Origin of the sequence: Porcincola sp. LCP21S3_C12 (assembly GCF_052118625.1) — a bacterium.
GTDB lineage: Bacteria > Bacillota > Clostridia > Lachnospirales > Lachnospiraceae > Porcincola.
This window is the reverse complement of sequence record NZ_JBQKGW010000008.1, coordinates 50,394-74,271: the sequence shown is the minus strand read 5'-3', so window position 1 is coordinate 74,271 and position 23,878 is coordinate 50,394. Positions and strand designations below refer to the sequence as shown.

The window sequence follows — 23,878 nt, the reverse complement described above, 5'->3', positions numbered from 1 at the left end:
GCTTTCCGGTCAGATCAGTGTAAACAGTTCCCCCGTCAGTGTTTCCGTGCGGCGGAGATCCATCAGGATCTTCCTTGCCTCTTCCCTCTCTCCGCGAGCCAGTGCGTCTGACAGCGCTGACAGCCGCCCATACCGGGTCTCCTTCTCATCATCAGATATCGGAGCCGCCTTCAGGGTGCGGACCCCGGAGATAATCCGTGTTCCGTCAGTCCGTGCTTCCTCCGTGAAGCATTCCAGCTCCTGTGCGCCGAACAGAATAAATTCCCGCACACGTATTCCACAGAAAAGATCCTGCATGGTTTCGGTCTGGAAAGGTTCCCCGGATCCCTTTCTTCTGAAGCTGAGCGTCACAACGCTCTTCGGGGAAGCCGTATACTCGAAAAATACCTTCTCCCTGATTCCGGAAACAGCATGAAACGGCTCTGGAAATGCAGCAAAAAACGAAAATCTCATGTTCCGGTTTTCATATCGCTTCAGAAGCCTCCGGGAGGCCTCATCCTGTGCTTTATTTCTGCTGCCAGGTCCGGAAAGATGCTTCAGAAGTGCCAGCGCACAGACATCCGGGAGGTTCCCGCCCCGCTCAAAATCAGCAAGCAGATCCTCGAACAGCACATTGTCCGCCGGCTGATTTCGAACCAGGTACCTGTACGACATCAGGATCACATACCCCTGACAGAGCCGCCTGTTCCCCAGCGAAGCCCGGTAGGAAGCGTAGATTGGCTCGCTCTCCTCCATTTCCTCCTGCTCAAAGACAATCATGGAGAGGATGCGTTCCTCCAGCTTCATCGTATCGAGCCCGTACTCTTTCCCGGCCTTCCACAGCTTTTTCATCTCCGGGACGGATCCGTCCGGATACATCAGAAGGTAGGACAGGATATTTTTGTCATATTTTCCTGAGAAGAAACAGCTGCTGCAGTATCCGAGCAGCTTCTCATCCTCCTGATATTCTGATTCCAGCACCATCTGGGAACAGATTCGGACCAGAAGACTGAGGGGCGTATGGTCGTGCCCGTACTTCAGTACAAGCCTGTATGCTTCCTCGTAAAGTCCCCCGCCTGTCAGCAGTTCCTGAAGCTTCACCAGACCGGCATCCGCATAGTCATAGAGATCCAGCTCCTTCAGGAAGTCATCCAGTGACGGATCATCCTGATTTCTCGTGTAATAGTCAAGCAGCCAGCTGCGTACGGTTTTCCGATAATCCGCCGACAGTCTGCGCATCCCGGATGCCTTCCGGAAATACCGCAGGTTGGCTGCACTGACCGGCTGATCCCTGACCGTATTCAGTGTATAGAATAAGGCCAGCTCCGGGGCATCCGGTACAATCTCCGCGCACATCTCAAGAAGCTTCGGATCCTCGAGGAAATGGTCCGCCATATACAGAGATGTCGAGGCATACCGTTTTCCCTCACCGTCGCCCAGCAGAATTCTGGTCTGATCAGAGTAAATCCGGATAAGAGCTGCCGCATTTTTCAATGGCACTTCCCGCTCCTGCTGCATCCGGCTGTCCACCAGAATAATTTTCTTCATCCCCGGGCTGAGGCACTCCACCCTGTAGGTGAACAGAAGCCGGATCAGATTCGCGGCAAGCCGGTCTGTCAGCATCGGCCGTGTCAGAAACTCCGAATAAAGCGTTGCAAGATCGTTGTCAATGTGGCTCTGGGCCAGCTGTTCGGTCAGAAACGTTCCAATCGCAGGTCTCATGCTGTTGAAGATTCCCGGGATCTGCCTTCTTCCGTCCGCCATATTCCGGAAGATCCTTGCCTTTTTGTGCCAGTCCAGCGTATCGTTGTAGACAAAATAGCGTCTGATCACCTCCGGCATCGTCTCGATCCGGTACTCCTCGCAGGCATCCATATAATACTCATACAGGCCTGTCACAGACACTTCCTTCATAACAGCCATCTGAAAAAGCGGGAAAAACCGCCTGCTCTTCTGACCGCCCTCGATTGCCATCGCGCAAAGAGCGGTCAGTGCCTCTCTGGCACCGCTTTTCTGTGCGTAGTCCGCCAGCACTCTGTACAGAACAGGGTCGTAGTGAGGATTGCGCCGCTCGATCGAGGCAAGCTTCAGAGACAGCTGCTCTGTCAGAAGGCCCTGCCTGGCCGCAAAATTCAGGATCAGACGGATCGCCGGCGTGATCTCATGGAAAAGAGACGGCTTCTTTCTCAGCGCAAGCGCACCTTCGAGATACATGACAGGACTGCTGCATCCAAGCTCGATCTGTCTGGTCACGGCATCCAGTCTCAGCTCCTCCCCGGCCGCCGCATCCTCGAAAAGATACAGACATACCCAGCGAATCTGCCAGCTCGACGGATTCTCCGCCGTGAGTCTCCGAACCTCTTTTCGGACATCATCCAGATATGCACTGTCTCTTGTAAAAAAAGATGTCAGGAACAGAAAAAAGGCATATCGGTCCGGTGTGTCCAGCCGCTGAGGGGTCTTCTCCAGCTCAGACAGCAGCCGCTCAGCCTCTCGTCTTCTTCCATCTGCCTGAAGGATAAAAATCGAAAACAGATCCGCGTAGACATCCCTTCCCTGCGCACGTCTGTAGGCATTCAGAACAGAGTCTGTCCGACTTGCCCAGTTATGAAGGTCCACTCTGCCCGCCCGGTAATCAAGATACAGCGTCAGCGCCTTTTTACGCATGAGGCAGCGGACTCTGTGAAGCCTTCTGGCGTCCCCGTCGTCGATCCTGTCAGCCCGCACCTCGAGCTCCATCGTCTTGTAGGGGGTCCGGATTGTCACGCGCCCGTAGTTTTTACCGGCATGCAGAAAGTTTGAATCAATGATCAGACCGACCTCGCAGCTTCCGCCTGCAAACTCCTCCGTTGTGAGTCCTTTTTTCTCGGGGCGCAGGAACTGCGCATCCGATGAAATGCTGATCTCGAGATACCCCCAGGTACTGGCAGTCAGATGGATGGGTTCCCTCAGCGTCCCCTCCGGGTTAACCAGCTTTCGTCCCGTCCAGTCGCAGCTGATGTCGACGCTTTCCTTCGCCCCGGTCCCGACCAGAAACTCCTCGAGCCTTCTGAGCGGGTTTTTCTCCCCTTCCAGGCCGCTGTACAGTGCCCTTGCCGGCGCATCCGCCATCATCATCCGGGTTCTGTATGCCGGGGAAGAGAAAAGCCCGGAAGCAGCCGCGAAATCCTTCCGCGCGGCATCGACCAGTTCCTGCTCATTGTAAGGCTCCGGTACCTTCTGTTCCTTGATATGAACCGTGACCCGGACTTCATCCTGTCCGAGCCCGGAGCTGATGAAGATCGTCCCCTGCGACGTCTCCCCCGGCAGAAGTCCTTCTGTGTCAAATTCAAACCGGACGATGTTCTCATGCCCGTAAAACTCCGGGCTCTCCAGAAGAATCCGAGGATTATCTGAATGAAGAAAGCCCCGGACCTTCCCCTCACCCGGATGCGTGACAACAAAGGCTCCCTTCGCGTGCCCGCCTGCTTCCGTCTCGATCCGGACTGTGCGCCCGGAGAGCTGCATATGTGGAATATCATACTCAAACTGCCCGTTCAGCAGCTGCTCCAGACGATTTTTCATGACTGCTCACCTTTAACTTTCATCCTTCAGTTGATAATTTTCTTCAGCTCGTCCATGAACGTCCCGACATCCTTGAACTCCCTGTAGACAGACGCAAACCGGACGTACGCGACCGGATCGAGTTCCTTCAGACCGTCCATGATCTTCTCTCCGATCTCGGCACTCTTCACTTCCCCGCCTCCCTGGTTGTAAAGCTCTGTCTCGACACGGTCGATCATCTTCTTGATCTCATCCACCGGAATCGGCCGCTTATAGCAGGCCCGCATGACACCTGCCTCGATTTTCGCACGGTCATACTGCTGCCTTGTGTGGTCTTTCTTGATCACAACCAGCGGAATCGTCTCAATCTTCTCGTAAGTTGTAAACCGCCTGCCGCAGCTGTCGCACTGCCGTCTGCGCCGGATGGAATTGCTCTCCTCCACTGGTCTCGAATCGGTCACTCTGGTATCTTCACTCCCGCAGTATGGGCACTTCATATCGTCATTCCTCCTGCCTTATGCAAACTGTCCTCCTGATTCTCTTTCGGAAGGCTGAACAGGTAGCGCGCCGCCTGTTCCAGAATCCGGGCACTCTCCTCCGCACCGAACAGACTCGAATCCATCAGAATATGACGGCCATATGTCACATCCGAAGCGTGGCTGCAGAACTGGCGTCTGTAGTCTTCCCTGGCTTTGTCTTCCCTGTGAATCAGGGCTCTCGCCGCCTCCTCGTCCGTGTGCAGCATCCTGACGCAGTTCTGAAGGCGAACCTCGTCCGGTGCAAAAATATAGACATTCATGCACCGCGGATATGTTCTGAAGACCTCATCGCCGCCTCTGCCCAGAATAATGCAGGAGCTTTTCTCCACAAAGGACTTCAAAGCCTCCGACTGTGCCTGAAACATTACCTGTGCCCGAAGATCTTTCTCGCCGTCCGCTTCTTTCCGGAACAGCAGAAACTGTGCCTTTTTCCGGCCTTCCTCCAGCTGTGTGGCGGCCAGAAGGCGCGCTTCGGCCCCCGTGCTGAGAACCTGTGCCTCGACTGCGCTGCGGTCATACACCGGTACCCCGAGCAGTTCTCCGAGGCACCCTGCGATCTCGTGCCCGAGACAGCCAAACTTTCTCGATATAGTGATCACGTAATGTTCCATCTGACACCTCTCAGTCCTTCCCGTCTTTTACACCGAAAAACAGGCAAACACCAAGGCAGGCAGCCACCACAAGAAGCCACAGCGGAAACCAGTGTGTCTGTCCCGCTCCGACCAGGGCCTGCGTCAGTGGTGTGACAACAATGACAGCTCCGAGTGCAAAGGCAGGAAGCAGGGACAGAAGCGCTGTCTCTGCCTCCCGGTCGAGACGTACGTCATCCAGAAGCAGAAGCTTTGGAAACACCGGTCCCACCGTTATGCCCTCAAAGAGCTGGAAGAACAGCATCCCCCGATCTGTGAGTCCCCCGATGTGAATCAGATACTGTTCCAGAAGAAGCAGCGCTCCGGCTGTTCCCATCCAGATCAGTCTTGACACCCTTCCTTCCGGCCGGAACGCACCCGCAAGCACCCTGCCGGCCGCAATCCCAAGACTCACCATCAGAACGCCGTATCCGGTCATCTCCTGTGCCGCCCCCGTCTCGATCACCCTGTAGCTCTGCGGCCAGAGGACCATGCACAGCGTCAGAACCCCGGAAAGAAATGCGGCAGCGCAGCTGAAAGCTGACCGGGTGATGTATTCCTTCTCTGCCCGCCTGAGTCCGGCTTCATCCACATGAATACGCCGGCGTTCCTGTTCCCGAAAGATATCGATTTCTCTCGATCTGTCATCCAGTTTTCTCCGCATGTCCTGCCCTTTTATCAGCGATCTTCGGATGAAAAACGCCAGAAAGGCAGTCAGGATCTGGACAAGCCCCAGAAGCTCGCAGCCTGTCCGCCAGCTTCCGGAAAGCGACATGGCAGCTGACAGGATCCAGCTTCCGGCAAATGCCCCCACTCCTGTCCCGGAAAACTGGAGCATGACCGTCCTCTGATCATGTCGGATGACAACGATGCAAAGAAGCGTCAGGCTCATCCCAAGCCCAAGCCCGAGTACGAACGACCAGAGACAAAGATGCCAGAACATTCTTGACAGGGCGAGCCCGATCACCCCCAGGGTCTCAAGACTCACGCCCGCCAGACACAGATCGAAGATTCTCTCCCGCTTCTGACTGGTTCTGACAGACAGAATACAGGCCAGCACGCCGCCTGCTGCAATCATCGCTCTCAAGAGGCTGATACTGGTAACAGGAACCGTCAGTCCGCCGCTGATCTGTGTCCATATACTGCTGTAGACGCCAGCAGGAAATCCCGCAGCCACAAATGCCAGATACAAGGTTATATTGTACAAAGCCATATCAACCATTCATCCTTCCTCAGACCGGAGCTTTTCCGCAAGCCTGCCCAGCCGCATCAGCCGGTGATTGAAACCGGATTTTCCGACGGGCGGAACACTTGCCTCAGAAAGTTCCCTGAGCGTGGCATCCGGATATTTCAGCCTCAGCTCAGCGGCTGCCTTCAGACTCTCCGGGAGCTTTTCGAGCTCTCCTCTGTCTTTCAAGTACTGAATATCCCGGATCTGCCTGACAGACGCATCGACGGTCCGCATCAGATTCGCTGTCTCGCAGTTTACCCGCCTGTTTACCGTCCCGGCTATGTCCCTCACAATCCGTGCGTTCTCAAGCTTCATCAGACTGTTTGTCGCGCCAATCGCGCCAAGAAAGTCCGAGATCTGGCCGCCCTCCTTCAGATACACCACCTGATGATTCTGCCGCCCGATGACATGGGGATCAAAGCCCAGCGACTGCATGAGCCAGACGATCAGATCCGCCTCCTCCAGATCCGGACAGACGAGCTCCAGATGGTAGCTCTTCTCCGGATTGCTTACGGATCCGGTCAGAAGAAAGATTCCTCTCAGGTAGGCTTTCCGGCAGCACAGCTTCTGAAGCAGCAGCCTGTCCACCACAAAATCCCGGAAGCTTCCGTCCGGATATGCGCCTTCCATCCGGACAGCTTCCATCAGCTGAAGACTGTCCGGGCGGTTCTTCACTCTGATGCAGTATACCGGAAGCTTTCCTTCATCCGTTTCCGTCTCTCTCTGACAGCTTCCAGGCAGCGTCCGCTCCAGGCAGCTCTCGCAGGCATCCGCCGCATACCGGTTTTCTGTCCGGATCCGGACAAGACCGCCGGTGCATTCCCCGCAGCTGTGCAGGACAGCCCCAAGAAATGCAATCCTGCAATGTCTGGCAGTATCTGTGCAGCCTGCCAGTTCCTCCCTGACTTCCCCGGAGAATGACATTGTATTCCTCCGTTCTCAACGGGTAATGTCCCGGTGGAGCAGCACCACCGGATACTTCCCGCTTGTCTCAAAATATTCGTTCAGACGGTTTGCCATCGTCACCGAACGATGCTTGCCGCCTGTGCACCCGACAGCGATTGTCAGCTGTCTCTTTCCTTCCAGCTCATACTTCGGGATCAGAAACTCGAGAAGATCGGTCAGTTTCTGCAGAAATGTATCTGCTTCCCCATTCTGGCAGACATACGCCTGCACGTCCTTGTCATTTCCGGTTTTGTGCTTAAGCTCCTCGACATAAAACGGATTCGGAAGGAAACGGACATCAAAGACCAGATCAGCGTCGGAGGGGATCCCGAACTTAAACCCGAATGACAGGATGGATATCAGCAGACTGCCCTCTCCCGGATTTTCGAGGAAGATATGACCGATCTCCTGCTGCAGCTGCCTCGTCAGCATATCGCTGGTATCAATCACATAGTCCGCCCGAAGTCTGAGAGGTTCCAGAAGCTTCCGTTCCTTTGCAATGCCGGCTTCAATCCGTCCGGTTCCGGCAAGCGGATGAATCCGGCGGGTCGCCTTATACCGTCTTACCAGCTCCTGGTCGCTGCAGTCAAGATACAGGATTTCGTAACTGTAGGGCTTCATGGTCCGGAAAAAATCCTCCACCGAATGTCCCCTCAGCATGGATCGGGAGTCAAATCCGACCGCGACCTTGCTGTATTCCTGCGCCGGATTGCCTGCCAGCTCGGCAAACTTTCCGATCAGCTCCAGCGGGAGATTGTCTACGCAGAAATAGCCGTCGTCCTCCAGCATCTTGAGGGCGGCAGTTTTTCCGGAACCGGACATCCCTGTCACGATCACGAATCTCATTCCTCGCCCTCCGTATCTTCAAACCCCAGCATCCGGACCTCCGGTTCAAGCTTTACACCGCTTTTCTCCATCACAGCCTCCTGAACCCTGCGGATGACCCCGCGCACATCCTCCGCCGTCGCCCCGGAAACATTCACGACAAAGCCCGCATGCTTTTCCGAGACCATCGCGCCTCCGACCGTAAACCCTCTCATGCCGGCTTCATCAATCAATGCTCCGGCATAGTGGCCCTCCGGCCGTTTGAATGTGGAGCCTGCGCTTCCGTATTCAAGCGGCTGCTTCTCAGCCCGCCTGGTCCTCAGATCGTCCATCTTTTCACGGATTGCCGAGGGATCGCCCGGCTCAAGCTTCAGACTGACATCCAGAACCGTCATGCCTTCCGTCTGAATTCTGGACATCCTGTAACCGAACTGGCAGTCTTCATTGGAAAGCCGGATAATCTTTCCATCCCTTGTCAGCACATGGACAGATTCAACGATGTCCCTCATCTCGCTGCCATAAGCGCCCGCGTTCATGAAAACAGCCCCGCCGATCGTACCCGGTATGCCGGAGACACATTCCATCCCGGTCAGGGAAGCTTCCAGCGCCTTCGCCGCGACCGCTGAAAGCATCGCGCCTGCCTGCGCCTCGACAATATCCCCGCGTATCCGTATCTGGCTGAGATTCTTCGCCACACGGACGATCACACCTCTGTAGCCAGCATCACTGACCAGAAGATTGCTGCCATTTCCGACAACAAAGTACGGAAGTTCCATGCGCCTGAGATACAGAATGGTGTCTGCCAGCTGACGCTCCGTCTTCGGTTTCACCAGCAGGGCTGCCGGCCCGCCGATCCGGAAGGTTGTATATGCGCTCATCGGGACCCCGGCAGCGACTGCATCTTCCCCGCACAGTGCTGACAGATACGCTTTTGCATCGTCCATATCCCTGTCAAATCCTTTCTTTTCCCCTCTGTGCCTGCGGCTGTAAAGATACAGGGACAGCGCAAACAGAATACCGGAGACGATCGTCAGAAGGATCCCTTCCCGGAATCCTTCCGGAATATATACCATCCGGATGGCATGCTGGCCGGTTTCAAGATCGGCCCCCATCAGGCAGGATCCGATCTCCGAAAGCTTCTCTTCCTTCCCGTCCACATACAGCCGCCAGCCATTGTCATATGGCAGTGTCAGAAGGAGCACGCCTGCTTTCTTCACATCGATATCGCCTGTCAGCACATTGCCGGATGCGGAGACATTCTGAAGCTCACTCTCTCTCAGCTTGTCGACAACAGCCTGCTCGGCGCTGTCCGGGCAGGTATAGATGATCGCCTCCGCGCTGGAACCCAGCTTTGTCGATGCAGTCATCTGCGCCAAATTTTCCCCGTCCGCCGCATTGATCACATAGAGATGGTCTGTGAATGTCTCATAGGTTTTGCTGAATTCCGGTGTGGTCAGTTTCAGCTCCGCCACACGCTCCGGCAGATAAGCATAAACCTGCTTCCCGTCCGGGATCAGGATTTCATTTGCTTCCCCGTTCTGCATGGTGAGGTAACGGTCGAGTGTATAGATCGGATCAAGTCCGGCCGCCTTCACCACAAAGTCATTCTGGACATCGATCGGCGTCCCGGATGAAATGTCCCAGTCCCGGATCTCCGGATTCACCATAAACCCGAGTGCCAGTGCATTTTCATTCTTATAGATGGTCAGGTTTCCATCCGACGTCTGCTTCTGAAACTGATAGAGCGTGCTGCCGGTTCCCTGTGCGGAAAGGACATACTTGATGCCCAGCACATCGTTCATCAGTTTCGTGACCCCGTTGTAGCCGTTTTTGTTTGTCCTCGATTCCATACCGATCCGGTCGCAGAAGTTTGTGACCGACTCCTGCATCGTGGAATTGAACATGACGACCGCATTGCCACCGCAGAACAGGGTGACATCCCGCATGCGCTGGGAATCAACCTCCGACCGGAACCAGGTATTGTCATGCATCTGCGGAACGAGTGTCTTGTATGACTTCTGGTCGTTCAGATAGATGGAACGCGTCACGGAATCGTTGCAGACGACTCCCCAGACAGCCGACACGCCGGACTCACAGATCAGGATGCTTCCGGCCAGCACAGAAAAAACCAGCCGCCGGATATGATACAGGCGGATCACGAGGAGCAGCACCAGATACCCGCAGAGAAGCAGGAATGTGATCTCGTAGGCGGAGACCGGATAGGCATTGCCCTCATTGTCCTGCCCCAGCTCCAGATACCAGGCTGCCGCCGCGAAGGATATCGGGATGACGCCGGCGGCAAGGATCCGCCAGACAGCCAGCTTCGGCACATCTGCGATGGCATCGAACGACATGACCAGCACGATGGCGATATAGATGAACGCAAACCGGTTCGGCAGTCCGTTCTGCTGATGGAAGCCGTGCCAGATGTAATTCAGAACGTTCATCGAGAAGCTCAGAAACAGAAAGCCCGCCAGGACGCCTTTCGCAATCCTCCTTCTGAGCGCAATCCGATTGTCAAGCAGAAACAGGATGCCCAGCAGCATGACGGACACGCCGCAGTATGCATTGAGCCCGACCTGGGAGTTCGATATATTAACCGGTTTGATTCCTGCAAAATGGGCGAGGCAGAGGTTCACGAAGTCTGTGTAGAACTTGATGACCTTCGGAAAGGTATTCGACTGCATGGATTCCGAGGCCTTCAGCGCCCGGTAAGCAGGCAGAAGGACGATGCTGCCCATGCCGCCCGCAAGGATGGAATACCAGAAAAAACGCAGAAAACGGCGCAGAAGCAAACCCGGCTTCATTCTTCCGGTGTACACAAGGCAGACAAACACATACAGGACAGAAAACAGACAGAGCATGAACCCGATGTAATAGTTGCACCAGAGCGCCACAAACAGTGCTGCCCCGTAGAGGCGCCCATCGGAGCGTCCGCTCACACGGCCGCCATCACCGATGCCGAAAATCTGCTCGATCCCTTTCATGATCAGCGGAAGCATCGCAATGGAGTCCAGCCACATAATGTTGAAATAGTACCCGATCATGAAGAAAGAAACCGCATACATCGTCCCGAATGCCGGTGCAAGGAGCCCTGACTTCGGATTTCTGCGATGCAGATACCAGGTCATGGTTCCGCCGCAGAGTGCGACCTTCAGCAGGATCAGATAGTCCATGAAGTCACAGACATTCGCTGTCGGGACAAGGCCGATCAGGAAATTCAGCGGACTTGCCAGATAATAGGCATAGGTTGCCCAGAAGTTGTATCCCAGCCCCGCCGAAAAGGAGTACAGCAGAGAGGAGTGGTGCACAAGCTTCTCATGAAATTCCGTGTAGAATGGCAGATACTGGTGAAGAGAGTCAATGATCAGGACCGTCCCGTCCCCAAATGGCCAGACGCCGATCTGAACATACCCGACCAGCATGATCAGCGCCGGGATCGCAAAACCGATCAGAAACCAGCGTCCTGACCCGGCTGCCTTTGCTGTTCTGTCTGCCTTCCGTGTCCTGGCGGCTTGAAATACTGCACTTTTCTGCGTCATCGTCTGTGTCTGCATATGCCTCAGGCACTCCTTCCTGCCTGCATGTTCTCCTTCAGGGGGCGAGGCTGACCGGTATCGCCTCGCCAAGCGACAGCGAATACAGCCAGGCTTCCCCGACCGGTTTTCCGGTCAGCCGGGTGAGGGCAGACGCATAGAGCAGAAACTGTGTCCGGTACCTCCGCACCAGACTCTCCTTCTGCTCCGGTCTGCAATAATCTGTCTTGTAATCGATAAGAACCAGGTGTCCGGCCTCCTCAAACCAGGCGTCAATCGTCCCCTGGATCAGCACAGGCTCCGCTGCTGCTTCTTTCCCCGCACCTGAAAACAGGCTTCCCGCCGGAACGGACAGCACGAACGGATTCTCGCGGTGGAGCACCCCTTTCCCGGCTGCCTTCTTCATCCGCGCGCCAATTTCAGAGTTCAGAAAGCGGACGATCCGTCCGGCCTGAACCGCCTTTTTCTCGCCTTCGGTGATTTTATCACATTGAACCATAGTTTCCAACCAACGGAGGACTGAGTTCAGACCGGCATCCAGGGTGAAATCATAGTCAGCCAGAACGCGATGATAGACCGTCCCGGCCGCTGCCCCTCTGACAGGCTTCTGCTGCGTCTGTTCCTGCATGAACGCAGGGACAACCCTGTTCCGCTCTCCGCTGTCCTGCCCCTGCGTGCCTTGCCCATGGCCGGCATGAACGCATACGGCATCCTCCATGCTTCGGTCCGGCTGCTGCGTCCAGGATGCGGGGGCCGCCTCCTCCAGCTGCTTCATTTCCGCCTCGTAGCCCTGCCGCTTCAGCTCCGATACGGTCACCTTGGCCGGAATCTCGGACAGATCCGGCCATGGGTAACGGGATCCAAGCTGCCTCCTGAGCTGATCGTGAAGCGGCCGGTCAAAAACCTCCCCCGGCTGCACATCAAACAGTGCCGCCAGGTGTTCTCTGGATTCCTCCGCTGCATGCTGCTGCCTAGCTGCCACCTCCAGGCCGGTCCGCACGAGAAAGCTTCCTTCCAGCCCAGCTGCAGGATTTTCCGCAGGGCTTTGGGGCAAATCCGCCATCTCCCTGAAGCGTCCGCCCTCCGGCTGGTGCCGGACGAGCGCTTCTGACACCCATGTCAGACAGCCATCCGCTCCCAGAATCAGGCTTTCGGGCAGCTTTTCTGTCATGCAGCCTGTCGCGGTAAAAAGCGACTTGACAAACGTCTCCCGGTCCTTCACGGTCCCGGTCAGAATCAGTTTTTCCTCCGCCCGGGTAAGCGCCACATAGAGGACGCGAAGCTCTTCCCCGATTCCTTCACGGATCACCCGCTCCGCTGCCGCGCTTCTTATCAGCGTCGGCACCTGAACCCGGCGGTCCGGATCAATGTAATTCATGCCCACCCCGATTCCGGCTTCCCGCACAAACATGGCCGAAGCGTCCTGCCGGTTGAACCTCCGTCCCAGCCCGGCGACAAATACGATCGGGAATTCCAGTCCCTTGCTCGCGTGAATCGTCATGATCCGGACCAGATCCTCGCTTCCGTTCTCCGCGAGCGCTGCCCCGAAATCCACCTCGTAGCGGATCAGTTTGTCAATATACCGGACAAAGTGAAACAGTCCTCTGTAGCTGGTCTGCTCATAGGCGATGGCCTTCTCCACCAGCATATCAAGATTGGCCTTCTTCTGACTGCCGCCCTCGGATGCCTCAGACACAGCGAGAAATCCGGTTTCATCGTAAATCTGCCACAGAAGCTGGTGGATCGGTGTGTCACTGACATGACTTCTCAGCCTGTCCGTCATCTCCCAGAACTGCCTGAGCTTCTCATAAAGCACCGCCTCCTGCTGCGCTGAGAATCCTCCTTCCGGCCAGGGACCCGGCGTCTGATCCGAGTGTCCTTTGTCCGTCTGTTCTGTTTTCTTCTGCACAGCACCGGCGGGCCTGTCTGAATCCTTTTGTTTTTCTGCCCGGGCGTGGGCATACACAGACAGAAAGGTTTCCGCACAGTCATACAGGGAATCTTTTCTTTTGCCCGCCTTCAGCATGGAGAGCTCGTCGTCCGTCAGTCTTCCGATTTCGGAGCGAAGAACAGCCGCAAGCGGAATGTCCTGCCGCGGATTGTCCAGGACATCCAGGTAAGCCAGGATGGTCTGAACCTCCGGCGCCGAGAAATACCCGGTTTTCGAGCCGGAACGGTTCGGAATTCCATGGGCAGACAGCACCTCGGAATAGGTATTGGCCCAGTCGGAGGCTGTCCGGAGCAGAATGACAATATCACGGAACCCGGCGGGACGGTAGGCCCCCTTTTCCTTGTCCCAGACCGGATCATGACCGACGATCTGGAGGATCCGGGCTGCCGTCACCTCCGCCTCCGCATGCATCGCATCCGGGAGCGGTTTCTCCCCGCTTCCGGCTTCATCATCTGCGGCATCTCCCGGCTCAACAAGGATCAGCTCCGGCCTGCAGATCGTCTTCTCCTGTCCCTTCCAGGGCTCCGGATAGGCCTCGAACACGGCACCCGGATACAGAGATTCATCTGCCCCGTATTCAACGCCTCCGACCTCCCGCCGCATGATCTGCCGGAAGATCAGGTTCACGGCCTCAAGCACCTCTTTTCGGGAGCGGAAGTTCTTATGCAGATCGATTCGCAGCTGGCGGGGCTGCTGCGGCTGCACACCCGGTCCTGCCTGCACGCCTTCCTCCCCATTCGAGTTTTCTGCCATTTTCCGATAGCTTTCGTACTTCTTCATGAAAATACCGGGGTCGGACATACGGAACCGGTAGATGCTCTGCTTGACATCTCCCACCATGAACCGGTTGTATACGCCCCTGCTTTCCCTGGATACACTCGACAGAAGCAGCTCCTGGATCTCATTGGAATCCTGGTACTCGTCGATGGCGATCTCCTCAAAATAGTCCTGGTACTCCCGCGCAGCCTGTGTCGGCACGATGTCTCCATGCTCATCCTTTTCAATGAGCACCTTCAGCGCAAGATGGGCCGTATCCGTGAAATCCAGAATATTCTTTCTGGTCTTCTCCTCGGTGAAGACCTCCTCAAAGCGGTCTGCAAGCCGGACCAGGACGGCAAAATCCGCTCCTGTCCGCTTCATCAGCTCCGCCTCCTCCGGGAGCGGACGCAGGAAATATTTATCCCTGAGGCTTCCGAGCTTTTTCTTCCAGCTGTCCCGAAGGTCCGCAACCATCTGCACCTTGACAGCATCGTATGGTTCCTCCCCCTTTTTTTCCTTCTTCGAGATTCTGGCAAATTTCAGCTCGGAAAATAAAGCACTCAGCTGATCATAGGAACCCTCTCCCATCAGCTGCAGAACCAGTTCTCTGTCAGACAGCAGCGCCGGCTGCGCGGACTTCGGGCCTCCCGGCAGCGCACAGAGGGCAAGCGTCTGATCGATGTTCTCCAGAATGTCCTGAAGCTGCGTATGGACAACATCGAGAAGCTGCGGGAGCCATGTCCAGGAGGACGGTTCCTCCTGATACTGCCTCAGGCACGCATGCCGCCACGCCTTCGGCCAGGGATGCGACGACGAGCTTTCCCAGAAATCGAGCACCATCCCCTCAAGGGCTGCATCCGATATACCGGAGACATAACAGTCAGAAAAGCGCAGAAAATCCGGATCCCCCTCCTTGTATGCCTCCTCCAGCACTGCCGAGATGAGGTCTGCCCGCATCAGCTTGAGCTCGCCCTCATCACCGATCCGGAAAGACGGGTCGAGCCCGATCTGCTGGTAATGTTCCCGGATCACCATCAGGAAGAATTTGTCGATGGTCATGATATGGTCGCTGTACAGAAGCGTCATCTGATGCCGGAGCTGTTCATTTCCGGGCTCTTCCTCATAGCGCGCGGTCACAGCGTCCCGGATCCGCTCCCGGAGCTGGCTTGTCGCTGCCCGTGTAAATGTCACAATCAGAAGCCTGTCCAGGTCCACGGGGTGCACCGGATCCAGAATCTCACGGAGGATCCGTTCAACCAGCACCGCGGTCTTGCCAGAGCCGGCTGCTGCCGAGACAAGGAGGCTGCTGCCTCTTGTCCCGATGACTTTCTTCTGTTCATCCGTCCAGCTTCTTCCCATACGGTCCTCTTTCTCCTGTGCTTCTGATTCTCTCTTTTTCCCGGCATCTGCCCGGAGCCCTTCTGCTTTCAGTCCATCTCTGTTTCCTTCCGGCCTCCGGCTGATTCTGTCTCCTCCGCCATCCTCTTCCAGATCTCATCCGGCGGAATGTTCGGCATCTGCCGGTACCTCATCTGCGGGTCATGTCCTGTAAACCGGCAGACAGCCTTCATCGCGCAGTAGCTGCAGGCATCCATCCGGTCATTTTCCTTCAGAGGAGACGGCGCGATCTCCCCTCCGAGAATCCGCTCTCCCGTCTCAATCATCTTCCTTCTGGCATATGCGGACAGGAGGGACAGCTTCCGCGCGTCTGCCACGCTGGATCTTGCTGCAGAGATGCTTCCGTCTTTATTGAGCGTCACCGGCGCGACCTCAGACAGAAGGCCCGGGTCTGAGCTGAAGAGGGAGACGGCCTCCCTGTCATCCAGAATCAGCCCGCTTGGCCGGATTTTCCGGGTTCTTTCCGCCTCAAGGGAAGCATCATCCAGATCGGCGTATCTGCTGTCCAGGACCGGATCCCGCACAGGAAAGTAGAGAAGGCCCGCACAGACAATCTCCTTCTTCCTGTGGCGCTGGCGCTCCATCCGCAGCGCAGTGTCCATATAAACCGGTAGCTGGAGCTCCGTCCCCATCCAGACCTCGTTCAAGTCAAACCCTGTCGAACCGGTCTTGTAATCGACAACCTTGATAAAGAGACGACTGTCATCCCCTCCGGACGCCTCGTCAACCCGGTCAATCCGTCCGGACAGATTCATCCGGCTTCCATCTGAAAAGAAAAGAGGCTCCGCTGTCCTTCTGTCCCTTGAATCAAATCGCGTCTCAAACAGCGCCGGTTCAAAATCTCCCACTGCAAGCTGCAGCTTCAGGACAGCCGCGGCATGGCGGAAGATCCGGAGAAGCCGCTGGTACTGTCCGGCGCTCCGGAACGTATCCTCAAATTTCCCGCCGGACGTTTCCAGGCAGGCCTGTCTGAGACTTTCCTCTGCCCACCTGTCAAGCGCTTCCGGGGGCAGGGTTTTCCACGAAACATCCCGGCTTCCCTTCACCCGCGCCGATAAAAGCTCCAGCCCCCTGTGCATCAGCGTTCCGACATCGGAGGCCTGCACCTCGTATCGTCTGCGCTCCTGAAGTCCCAGCCCGTAGACCGCATATTGCCTGAACGGACAGAGTGCAAATGTCTCAAGCCTTGAGACGGATCCCTCCAGGTTGTCTCCGTACAGTTTTCTAGCGGTCTCACGGCTCAGCCGCGGCAAAGGCACAATGTCCAGTGCCTTCAGAAGCCTGCGGGTCTGCTCTGGTCTTTCTGCGGCAGACGCCAGATACAGCTCCCGGAGCATGGGCGTTTGCTCCTCCTTCTCCGCTTTCGTCCAGTCTCTGCCCGCCGCCAGGACTCCCGCCAGCGCATCCGGCGCTTCTTTGGGAAGAAAGACTGTCCCGGCCAGGCCGCCCGGCAAGCCATCCTGGATCTCAATCTTCGGGAAGAGCTGACGGATCTGCAGCAGCGCTGCAGCCGGACGGAGTATACTTCCGTCCATCGTCGTCCGGGAACAGGAAAGAATCAGAAAATCCGAAGGCTTTGTCAGGCTCAGATACAGGTAGAACTGCCGGACTGCAGCTTCCTCCCTTGCGGATGGAGCCAGATGGAACGCCTGACGTCTCAGATAATCCCGTTCCACATCGGTCAGGATCCCGCCTTCATGGCTTCTCCCCGGCACAAACTCATCATTCATGCCAAGAAACAGAATCGCCCTGACATTCGTAATCCTCGACCGCATCAGATCTCCGATCTGCACCTCGTCGATTCCCGGCGGGACAATGCCGATCTTTGACTCCGAGAGTCCGGCCTCCAGAATCTGCTCAAACTGCGACCGCCTGATCTTCTCGTCTCCAAGAAGAGAAACCGCCTCGTCAAGCACCTCTGCGATGGCGGGGGCTGCCTGGCTGTACACCTCGGAGTCAGCGCGCAGTCCGCTCTCCTCCCGTTCCCGGGCGAGAAGCGCCAGCTTCCCCTGGAGGTCAAAGGCATCTGTCAGCTCCCACAGAGCTCTCGCGTAGTCTTTCAGTTTCCCTGCCGAAAACCTGCATACGCCGGCAAATGGCTCAAAACGCTCCGCGAACGATTCCCGCAGTTCCTCAAGCTCGGCGATCTCCTCCTCCCGGCAGTCTCCTGCCGGGCGGCTCCACCTCTGTGTCCAGGCCTTATGCCCGCGAATGCCGGCCGCCAGCAGATAGTTTTCGAGAATGTCCACCGTCTCCCGGTCATCGAACACGAAACCGGTGCGGAAGAACGCCATCATTGACTCATAACTGTAGTTGGCATCCAGGATGGCAAATGCCGCCCTGACAAATTCAAAAGCCGGATTCAGCGTGACTGGCACCGACCGGTCGACAAAATACGGGATTTCCGCTCTGCCGAATGCCCGTCTCAGATGCTCCGCGTACGTCGGAAAGTCCCCTGCCACAACGGCAATGTCCCGGTATCGAAGCGTTTCTCCGTCATTCTCATTCGTCCGGGTCAGCCTGCGTATCCACGCGACCGCAGCCTGTGCCTCCTCTGCCGGATTGGCGCAGGACAGAATCCGGATCTGATGCCTGCCGCTCTGCCCCGGGAAAGGGTTCCGCCTTCCAGGCCGGAGCAGGTGCGCTTCCAGATACTGAAGCTCACTCCCCTCCTTGAACCTGCCTGTTCCGGACTGTTCCATGACGAGCGGGGGCTCCATGACCGTCCCCGTCTCTGCGGCAATGCGCCCGAGTGCCTGAACCGTCTTCTTTGTCAGCGCGAACAGCTCCTCCTCACGCGGCCTGCTGAATCCATCCACCTTCGCGTCGATCGTGAAGGCGGCCGTCACCCGCTCCGCTTTCCGCATCAGTCCGCTCAGCACATTCAGCTGCGCAGGTGTGAAGCCTGTGAACCCGTCCAGATAGATACGGCTCCCCTCCAGCATCCTGGATGCCGGAATTCTCCCGCAGAGCGCCTCCGGTACAGTCTCCGCCGTCTGCATCTGATGCGTCTCCTGAAACTGCCGGTACTTTTCCCGCAGAACGGACAGCTGCGCCAGCTTCTGTGCCAGGACAGGCCTTGCGCCGCATCCGGAAACCATCCGCTGAATCTCCTCATCCGTCACCTCATACTGGTCCATTTCCGAGAGAATGCTCTTCAGCTCCCCAAGCACCCCCGGGCGGTCGACCGCCCCTGAAAGAAGAGAAAGACCGGCTGCCTCCCTGTCCGCGATCAGGCGGAGCAGCAGAGTTTTCCCGGTCTCCTTCAAAAGCGTTTTTCTTCTGACGCCCGTCTCCTCAAACACGCGGACCGCCAGTCTTGAAAAACTCAGGATATCAATATTCAGAATGCCGCCGCTTTTACTCAGAGAGCAGAGGCTTTGCTGCGTCTGCATCGTAAACTGCTCCGGAACCAGGATGATGTGCTGCCTGCCCGGATTCTGCGCGGCGTCCTCAAGCGCCGTCTCGAAGAGCTTTCTGCTCTTCCCGCAGCCGGAAGGACCCAGGATCAGTTTCAGAGACATTCTCATTCCCCCTGTCAGTATAGCTGGTACCCGTTCGGGTTGATTGCATACTCATGCTGCTTCAGAAGCGCAATATTCGCAGTCTCGAATTCATTGAAGACAGATTCGGAAAATGAATCTGCCGGCAGGGTCGGCGAATACCAGGGCTTGCTTCCGAAATACTCTCTCAGTTCCGATGACTGGAAGATATAGCCTCTCCGCGCATAGATCTCATTGCGCGCGTAGCACAGCTGCTGAAGACCCATCCCTGAGACATCCGCATCCGTCAGATAGCGGAGCGCGCTGTCATAGAAGATATAATCGTTCTCGGAAACGGTTGCGGCTGCCTGAGCCGGGAAAGAGCGCACCGCCGAGTAGCTGTAGCCCGGCTGGTCCGTCGCATAGCCGCCCTGCGCCTGCTCCTGTGCCTGAAGAGAATCGATGTTCTGGATCTCCACATAGTTCAGAAGACTCGGAGAGAATGCAGAGGCATCCACCGTCCCCCAGTACCAGTTCTTGGCGTTGAAATAGTCGGACAGCTCCGTCGAAGAGAAGATGTAGCCGTGTCTCGCATAGATCTCATACCGTGCGTAGCACAGCTCCTGGAGTGAAAGCTGGCTGATCTCCTGCGCCGTCAGGACCCGCGCGCTGCTGTCCGAGAAAATATAGCTGTTCGGATCAACCGTGAAAGAATCCGCCAGGGACTCCGTTGCCTGCTCCCCCTCCTCCGCATAAGGGGTCAGCGAATCAAACGAGTACCCCGGCTGATCAAGAACATACTCTCCCTGGTTCTTCTCGATGTCCAGAAGGGTCTGAACATTCGCCGTCTCGTAGGCGTTCAGCATCGAATCGCTGAACTGATCAGGTGTATATATCCCATGATACCAGTACTGTGAGTTGAAATATGCCTGCAGCTCCTCCGACTCAAACATCTTGCCGTTTCTCGCATAAATCTCGTTCCTGGCATAGCAGAGAGCCTGAGACGGCCAGCCCGAGACCTCCTCCTGCGTGATATAGGCATAGGAACTCTGCGGAAGCAGGTAGCCCGAGGGCGCTGCCTTCGGGCGAATTGAAAAGATCAGCAAAAACAGCAGAAGCAGGAAGAATCCCTCCGCCACCTTTGCACGATATCTGAATCTGGTCATAAATACCCTCCGTGGTGTTTTGACCATTGTAGCATGAAACAGGCTGACCTTACCTGGTACATTTTATTAAATAAAAATGAAGGCGCCCGGACGCGATTGTATCCGGGCACCTTCCCTTTCTCTGGCCGGCAGAAGCCTCATATCCCGGCGGTCTGTCTTCGGCCTTACCGCTTCAGCTGCTGCAGTCTCTCCGTCACCTGCTTCATCAGCTGTGCATACTTTTCTCTCTTTGCCTTCTCTTCCGCAACCTTCGCCTCCGGTGCCTTGCTCAGGAACCGCTCGTTGCCCAGCATACTGTCGGACCGCTTCAACTCACCTTCCAGCCGCTTCTGCTCTTTCTCAAGGCGCTCGATCTCCTTGCCGACATCGACCAGCTCCTCCATCGGCATGAAAATGGTCGCATTGTGAATCACGCAGGAAGCCGAAGACTCCGCAACCCCTTCCTTGTCCTTCTGGACCTTCACCTCGCTCGCCATACCGAGAGCCGCAAAGAACACGCTGTTCCGCTCGAAGATCCCGCGCACCTCCTCGTCATCCGACACGACGATCACCTTTGCCTTCTTTGACGGCGGAACGTTCATGCCCGTACGCACATTCCGGATTGCACGGACCGCATCCTTGACGGCGTCGATTTCCTTCTCCTCCTGCGGATCGTTCCAGTCCTCCCGGAAGACAGGCCATGCAGAGCGCATGATAGTCTCCTCTTTATCCTGCAGCGATGTGAAGAGTTCCTCCGTGATAAACGGCATGAACGGATGGAGCAGCTTCAGTCCCTGGATCAGGACTGTTTTCAAAGTCCAGAGTGCCGCACCCTTCGTCTGGTCGTCATCGCTGTAGAGCCGCGGCTTCACCATCTCGATGTACCAGTCACAGAACTCGTCCCAGAGGAAGTCATAGACCTTCTGTACGGCAATTCCGAGTTCAAACTTATTCATATTCTCGGTGACATCCTTTGCCAGCGTATTCGCCTTCGAAAGGATCCACCTGTCTGCCGGGGTCAGCTCCTCTGGTGATATATGCTCCGGCGCCTGCTGTCTCTCGAGACTCATCAGAATAAACCGGGTCGCATTCCAGATCTTGTTGCAGAAATTTCTGGAATTCTCCACGCGCTCCCAGTAGAACCTCATATCATTCCCCGGTGCATTCCCGGTCATCAGCGTGAGTCTCAGCGCATCCGCGCCGTACTTGTCGATCACCTCAAGCGGGTCAATTCCATTTCCGAGAGACTTGGACATCTTACGGCCCTTGTCGTCCCGGACAAGGCCATGGATCAGCACATACTTGAACGGGCTTTTTCCAGTCTGCTCCAGCGCCGAGAACACCATTCGGATGACCCAGAAGAAGATGATGTCGTAACCTGTCACAAGGACATCGGTCGGATAGAAATACTTCAGCTCCGGGGTATCATCCGGCCAGCCCAGTGTCGAGAACGGCCAGAGGGCGGAGGAGAACCAGGTGTCAAGGGAATCCGGATCCTGCGTGAAATGCCTGCCGCCGCACTTCGGACACACGTCCGGCGCCCCGCCGGCTCTGACAACGACTTCTCCGCAGTCGTCGCAGTAGTATGCCGGGATCCGGTGTCCCCACCACAGCTGTCTGGAGATGCACCAGTCCTGGATATTCTCCAGCCAGTGTGTATATGTTTTTTCAAAGTGCTCCGGCACGAAATTCAGATCGTCGGTCTTCACGACCTCAAGCGCTGCCTTTGCCATTTCGTCCATCTTCACAAACCACTGCGGCTTGAGCATCGGCTCAACCGTCGTGTGGCAGCGGTCGTGTGTTCCAACCGAGTGTGTGATCGGAACAACCTTGACAAGCAGCCCCTGCTCCTTCAGATCCTCGACCATCGCCTTCCTGGCTTCGTAGCGGTCCATTCCAGCGTACTTGCCGCAGAGGCTGTTCATGGTCGCATCATCGTTCAGGATATTGATCTCCTCCAGATGATGCCGCTTGCCGACCTGGAAGTCGTTCGGGTCATGAGCCGGCGTAATCTTGACACAGCCCGTTCCGAACTCCTTGTCCACATACGCATCCGCAATCACCGGAATCTCACGGTCTGTCAGAGGAAGCTTCAGCATCTTTCCGACCAGCGTCTTATACCGGTCGTCGTCCGGATTCACCGCGACAGCCGTATCTCCGAGAAGCGTCTCCGGCCTGGTCGTTGCGATCTCGACAAACTTTCCTTCCTCGCCGACAATCGGGTACTTGATATGCCAGAAAAAGCCATCCTGGTCTACATGCTCGACCTCCGCGTCAGACAGAGATGTCTGGCACTTCGGGCACCAGTTGATGATGCGGTTTCCCTTGTAGATCCAGCCCTTTTCATAGAGCCTCACAAACACGGTCTCGACAGCGCGGGAGCAGCCCTCATCCATCGTGAAGCGCTCTCTGTCCCAGTCGGCGCTGCAGCCGATCTTCTGGAGCTGCTTCAGGATTCTGGAACCGTACTCATCCTTCCACTGCCAGCAGTACTTCAGGAACTCTTCGCGGCCGATCTGATGCTTGTCGATGCCCTTATCCTTGAGCATGTTCGTGACCTTGACCTCGGTCGCGATGGCTGCATGATCGGTTCCCGGCTGCCACAGCGCCTCGTACCCTTCCATCCGCTTCCAGCGGATCAGGATGTCCTGCATGGTATTGTCAAGCGCATGCCCCATGTGCAGCTGCCCTGTGATATTCGGCGGCGGCATGATAATGGTAAATGGTTTTTTGTCCGGATTCACCTGTGCGTGAAAGTATCCCTTCTCCAGCCACCTGTGATAGATCCTGTCTTCCATTCCGGACGGGTTATACGTCTTCTCAAGCTGTTTCGTGCCCATCTGTTCCTTCTGCTCCTCAAAAATTCCAATTTGGTATTCGCTTTTCCTGAATAAGTCCCCTCGCGGCACTTCGCTGCTCCGCAGCTTTCGTGCTAATACCTTTGTCGCCGCACGTACACAGGTCTGCTGGCACGCAAGCGTGCCGCAGTTCTGCGCATGGCAGCTGGGACTTATTCAGTATATCATATCACCTGCTGGATCACACGGTAGATTTCGCCCAGGCCTTGTCCGGAAGGGGCGGAGAATGGCAGGATTTCTGCAGTCTCCGGTGCTTTTAAGGTCTTCCGGATGACCTCAATCTGGCGGAGCTGCTGGCTTTTCCCAAGCTTGTCGGCTTTTGTCGCGATGATGACCGGCGTAAACCCGCTCGCCCGCACCCAGTCGTACATCTGAATGTCATTCGCATTCGGCTCGTGCCGGATATCGACAAGCAGAAAGACCTTTTTCAGCCCCGGGGAGGAGTTGAGGTAGCGCTCAATCATCTCTCCCCACTTTCCCTTCTCCGACACTGACACATTCGCATATCCGTAACCTGGCAGATCCACCAGGAAAAAGGGCTTCCGCTCGGTCGGAACGCGGCCTGCAGTCTGAGATGCGTCTTCCTTCTGGCTGCTCCTCACGTGTGCCTGTCCGGTCTTCGCGCTTAGCGCCTTCTGTCTGGACGGATCCTTTTTCCAGCGAAGCTTCTTTTTCCGGACGGCTTCAGCCTGCAGACTGTCTGCAGCCCCTGCGGCATTCTCCACGTTCTGCTGCAGGGAAGACGTATTCTCGCTGCCATTCTCCGGCGCCTTCGGCACCTCCGCCACCACATGATAGAAATTGATTGTCCGGGTCTTGCCGGGGGTCTCCCCAACCCTCGCAAGACGCCTGCGTTTCATGACTGCGTTGATCAGGGAGGACTTTCCCACATTCGACTTCCCCGCAAACGCAATCTCCGGTTCATCGAAAACAGGAAGGGTACTCGTATATCCGCAGACCGTGTCCAGCTTCACATCTATTATCTTCATCCCTGACGCTCTCCTTCCTGCACGGGAATTCTAAAAATGAGGCTCATGCGGTATTGGCGCACGAGCCTC

General features: G+C 56.4%; 12 protein-coding genes. All 12 read right to left on the bottom strand.

Features of this window, described 5'->3' with window-relative positions; all coding sequences use genetic code 11:
* Positions 1–9: 9 nt before the first annotated feature.
* Positions 10–3,543, bottom strand: coding sequence for a DUF5717 family protein (locus ACTQ1N_RS06140; protein ID WP_441955643.1), 3,534 nt, complete (start codon positions 3,541–3,543; stop codon positions 10–12).
* A gap of 26 nt (positions 3,544–3,569) precedes the next feature.
* Positions 3,570–4,019 (bottom strand): transcriptional regulator NrdR, encoded by a 450-nt coding sequence (nrdR, locus tag ACTQ1N_RS06135; protein ID WP_441955641.1) that lies wholly within the window; start codon positions 4,017–4,019, stop codon positions 3,570–3,572.
* Entirely contained in the window at positions 4,016–4,672 is a 657-nt protein-coding gene (locus tag ACTQ1N_RS06130) for an AAA family ATPase (protein WP_441955639.1), read from the bottom strand. The genes nrdR and ACTQ1N_RS06130 overlap by 4 nt, the downstream gene beginning before the upstream one ends.
* A 10-nt stretch (positions 4,673–4,682) precedes the next feature.
* Positions 4,683–5,903, bottom strand: coding sequence for a hypothetical protein (locus ACTQ1N_RS06125; RefSeq protein ID WP_441955637.1), 1,221 nt, complete (start codon positions 5,901–5,903; stop codon positions 4,683–4,685).
* A 9-nt stretch (positions 5,904–5,912) separates the two neighbouring features.
* Positions 5,913–6,845, bottom strand: a complete 933-nt coding sequence (gene whiA / locus ACTQ1N_RS06120; RefSeq protein ID WP_441955635.1) for a DNA-binding protein WhiA — start codon at positions 6,843–6,845, stop codon at positions 5,913–5,915.
* A 15-nt stretch (positions 6,846–6,860) separates the two neighbouring features.
* Complete coding sequence (gene rapZ, locus ACTQ1N_RS06115) at positions 6,861–7,712, bottom strand: RNase adapter RapZ (RefSeq protein ID WP_441955633.1); 852 nt, start codon at positions 7,710–7,712, stop codon at positions 6,861–6,863.
* Positions 7,709–11,248, bottom strand: a complete 3,540-nt coding sequence (murB, locus tag ACTQ1N_RS06110; protein ID WP_441955631.1) for a UDP-N-acetylmuramate dehydrogenase — start codon at positions 11,246–11,248, stop codon at positions 7,709–7,711. The genes rapZ and murB overlap by 4 nt, the downstream gene beginning before the upstream one ends.
* A 37-nt stretch (positions 11,249–11,285) precedes the next feature.
* Entirely contained in the window at positions 11,286–15,296 is a 4,011-nt protein-coding gene (gene addA / locus ACTQ1N_RS06105; RefSeq protein WP_441955629.1) for a helicase-exonuclease AddAB subunit AddA, read from the bottom strand.
* A gap of 68 nt (positions 15,297–15,364) precedes the next feature.
* Entirely contained in the window at positions 15,365–18,859 is a 3,495-nt protein-coding gene (locus tag ACTQ1N_RS06100) for a PD-(D/E)XK nuclease family protein (RefSeq protein ID WP_441955627.1), read from the bottom strand.
* A gap of 14 nt (positions 18,860–18,873) precedes the next feature.
* Positions 18,874–19,983 carry a YARHG domain-containing protein gene (locus ACTQ1N_RS06095; RefSeq protein WP_441955625.1) on the bottom strand — a complete coding sequence of 370 codons (1,110 nt, stop codon included), beginning with the start codon at positions 19,981–19,983 and terminating at the stop codon, positions 18,874–18,876.
* Between the two features lie 164 nt (positions 19,984–20,147).
* Complete coding sequence (locus tag ACTQ1N_RS06090; RefSeq protein WP_441955623.1) at positions 20,148–22,802, bottom strand: valine--tRNA ligase; 2,655 nt, start codon at positions 22,800–22,802, stop codon at positions 20,148–20,150.
* Between the two features lie 182 nt (positions 22,803–22,984).
* A complete protein-coding gene (locus tag ACTQ1N_RS06085) occupies positions 22,985–23,809 on the bottom strand; it encodes a GTP-binding protein (RefSeq protein ID WP_441955621.1) in 825 nt (274 codons plus the stop codon).
* Positions 23,810–23,878: the final 69 nt, after the last annotated feature.

Excerpts from the sequence above, each read along its gene's own strand:
- nrdR (WP_441955641.1), bottom strand. The coding sequence starts at position 4,019 with ATGAAGTGCCCATACTGCGGGAGTGAAGATACCAGAGTGACCGATTCG.
- rapZ (WP_441955633.1), bottom strand. The coding sequence starts at position 7,712 with ATGAGATTCGTGATCGTGACAGGGATGTCCGGTTCCGGAAAAACTGCC.
- murB (WP_441955631.1), bottom strand. The coding sequence starts at position 11,248 with ATGCAGACACAGACGATGACGCAGAAAAGTGCAGTATTTCAAGCCGCC.
- ACTQ1N_RS06085 (WP_441955621.1), bottom strand. The coding sequence starts at position 23,809 with ATGAAGATAATAGATGTGAAGCTGGACACGGTCTGCGGATATACGAGT.
- ACTQ1N_RS06095 (WP_441955625.1), bottom strand. The coding sequence starts at position 19,983 with ATGACCAGATTCAGATATCGTGCAAAGGTGGCGGAGGGATTCTTCCTG.
- whiA (WP_441955635.1), bottom strand. The coding sequence starts at position 6,845 with ATGTCATTCTCCGGGGAAGTCAGGGAGGAACTGGCAGGCTGCACAGAT.
- ACTQ1N_RS06130 (WP_441955639.1), bottom strand. The coding sequence starts at position 4,672 with ATGGAACATTACGTGATCACTATATCGAGAAAGTTTGGCTGTCTCGGG.
- ACTQ1N_RS06140 (WP_441955643.1), bottom strand. The coding sequence starts at position 3,543 with ATGAAAAATCGTCTGGAGCAGCTGCTGAACGGGCAGTTTGAGTATGAT.
- ACTQ1N_RS06100 (WP_441955627.1), bottom strand. The coding sequence starts at position 18,859 with ATGTCTCTGAAACTGATCCTGGGTCCTTCCGGCTGCGGGAAGAGCAGA.
- ACTQ1N_RS06125 (WP_441955637.1), bottom strand. The coding sequence starts at position 5,903 with ATGGCTTTGTACAATATAACCTTGTATCTGGCATTTGTGGCTGCGGGA.
- ACTQ1N_RS06090 (WP_441955623.1), bottom strand. The coding sequence starts at position 22,802 with ATGGGCACGAAACAGCTTGAGAAGACGTATAACCCGTCCGGAATGGAA.
- addA (WP_441955629.1), bottom strand. The coding sequence starts at position 15,296 with ATGGGAAGAAGCTGGACGGATGAACAGAAGAAAGTCATCGGGACAAGA.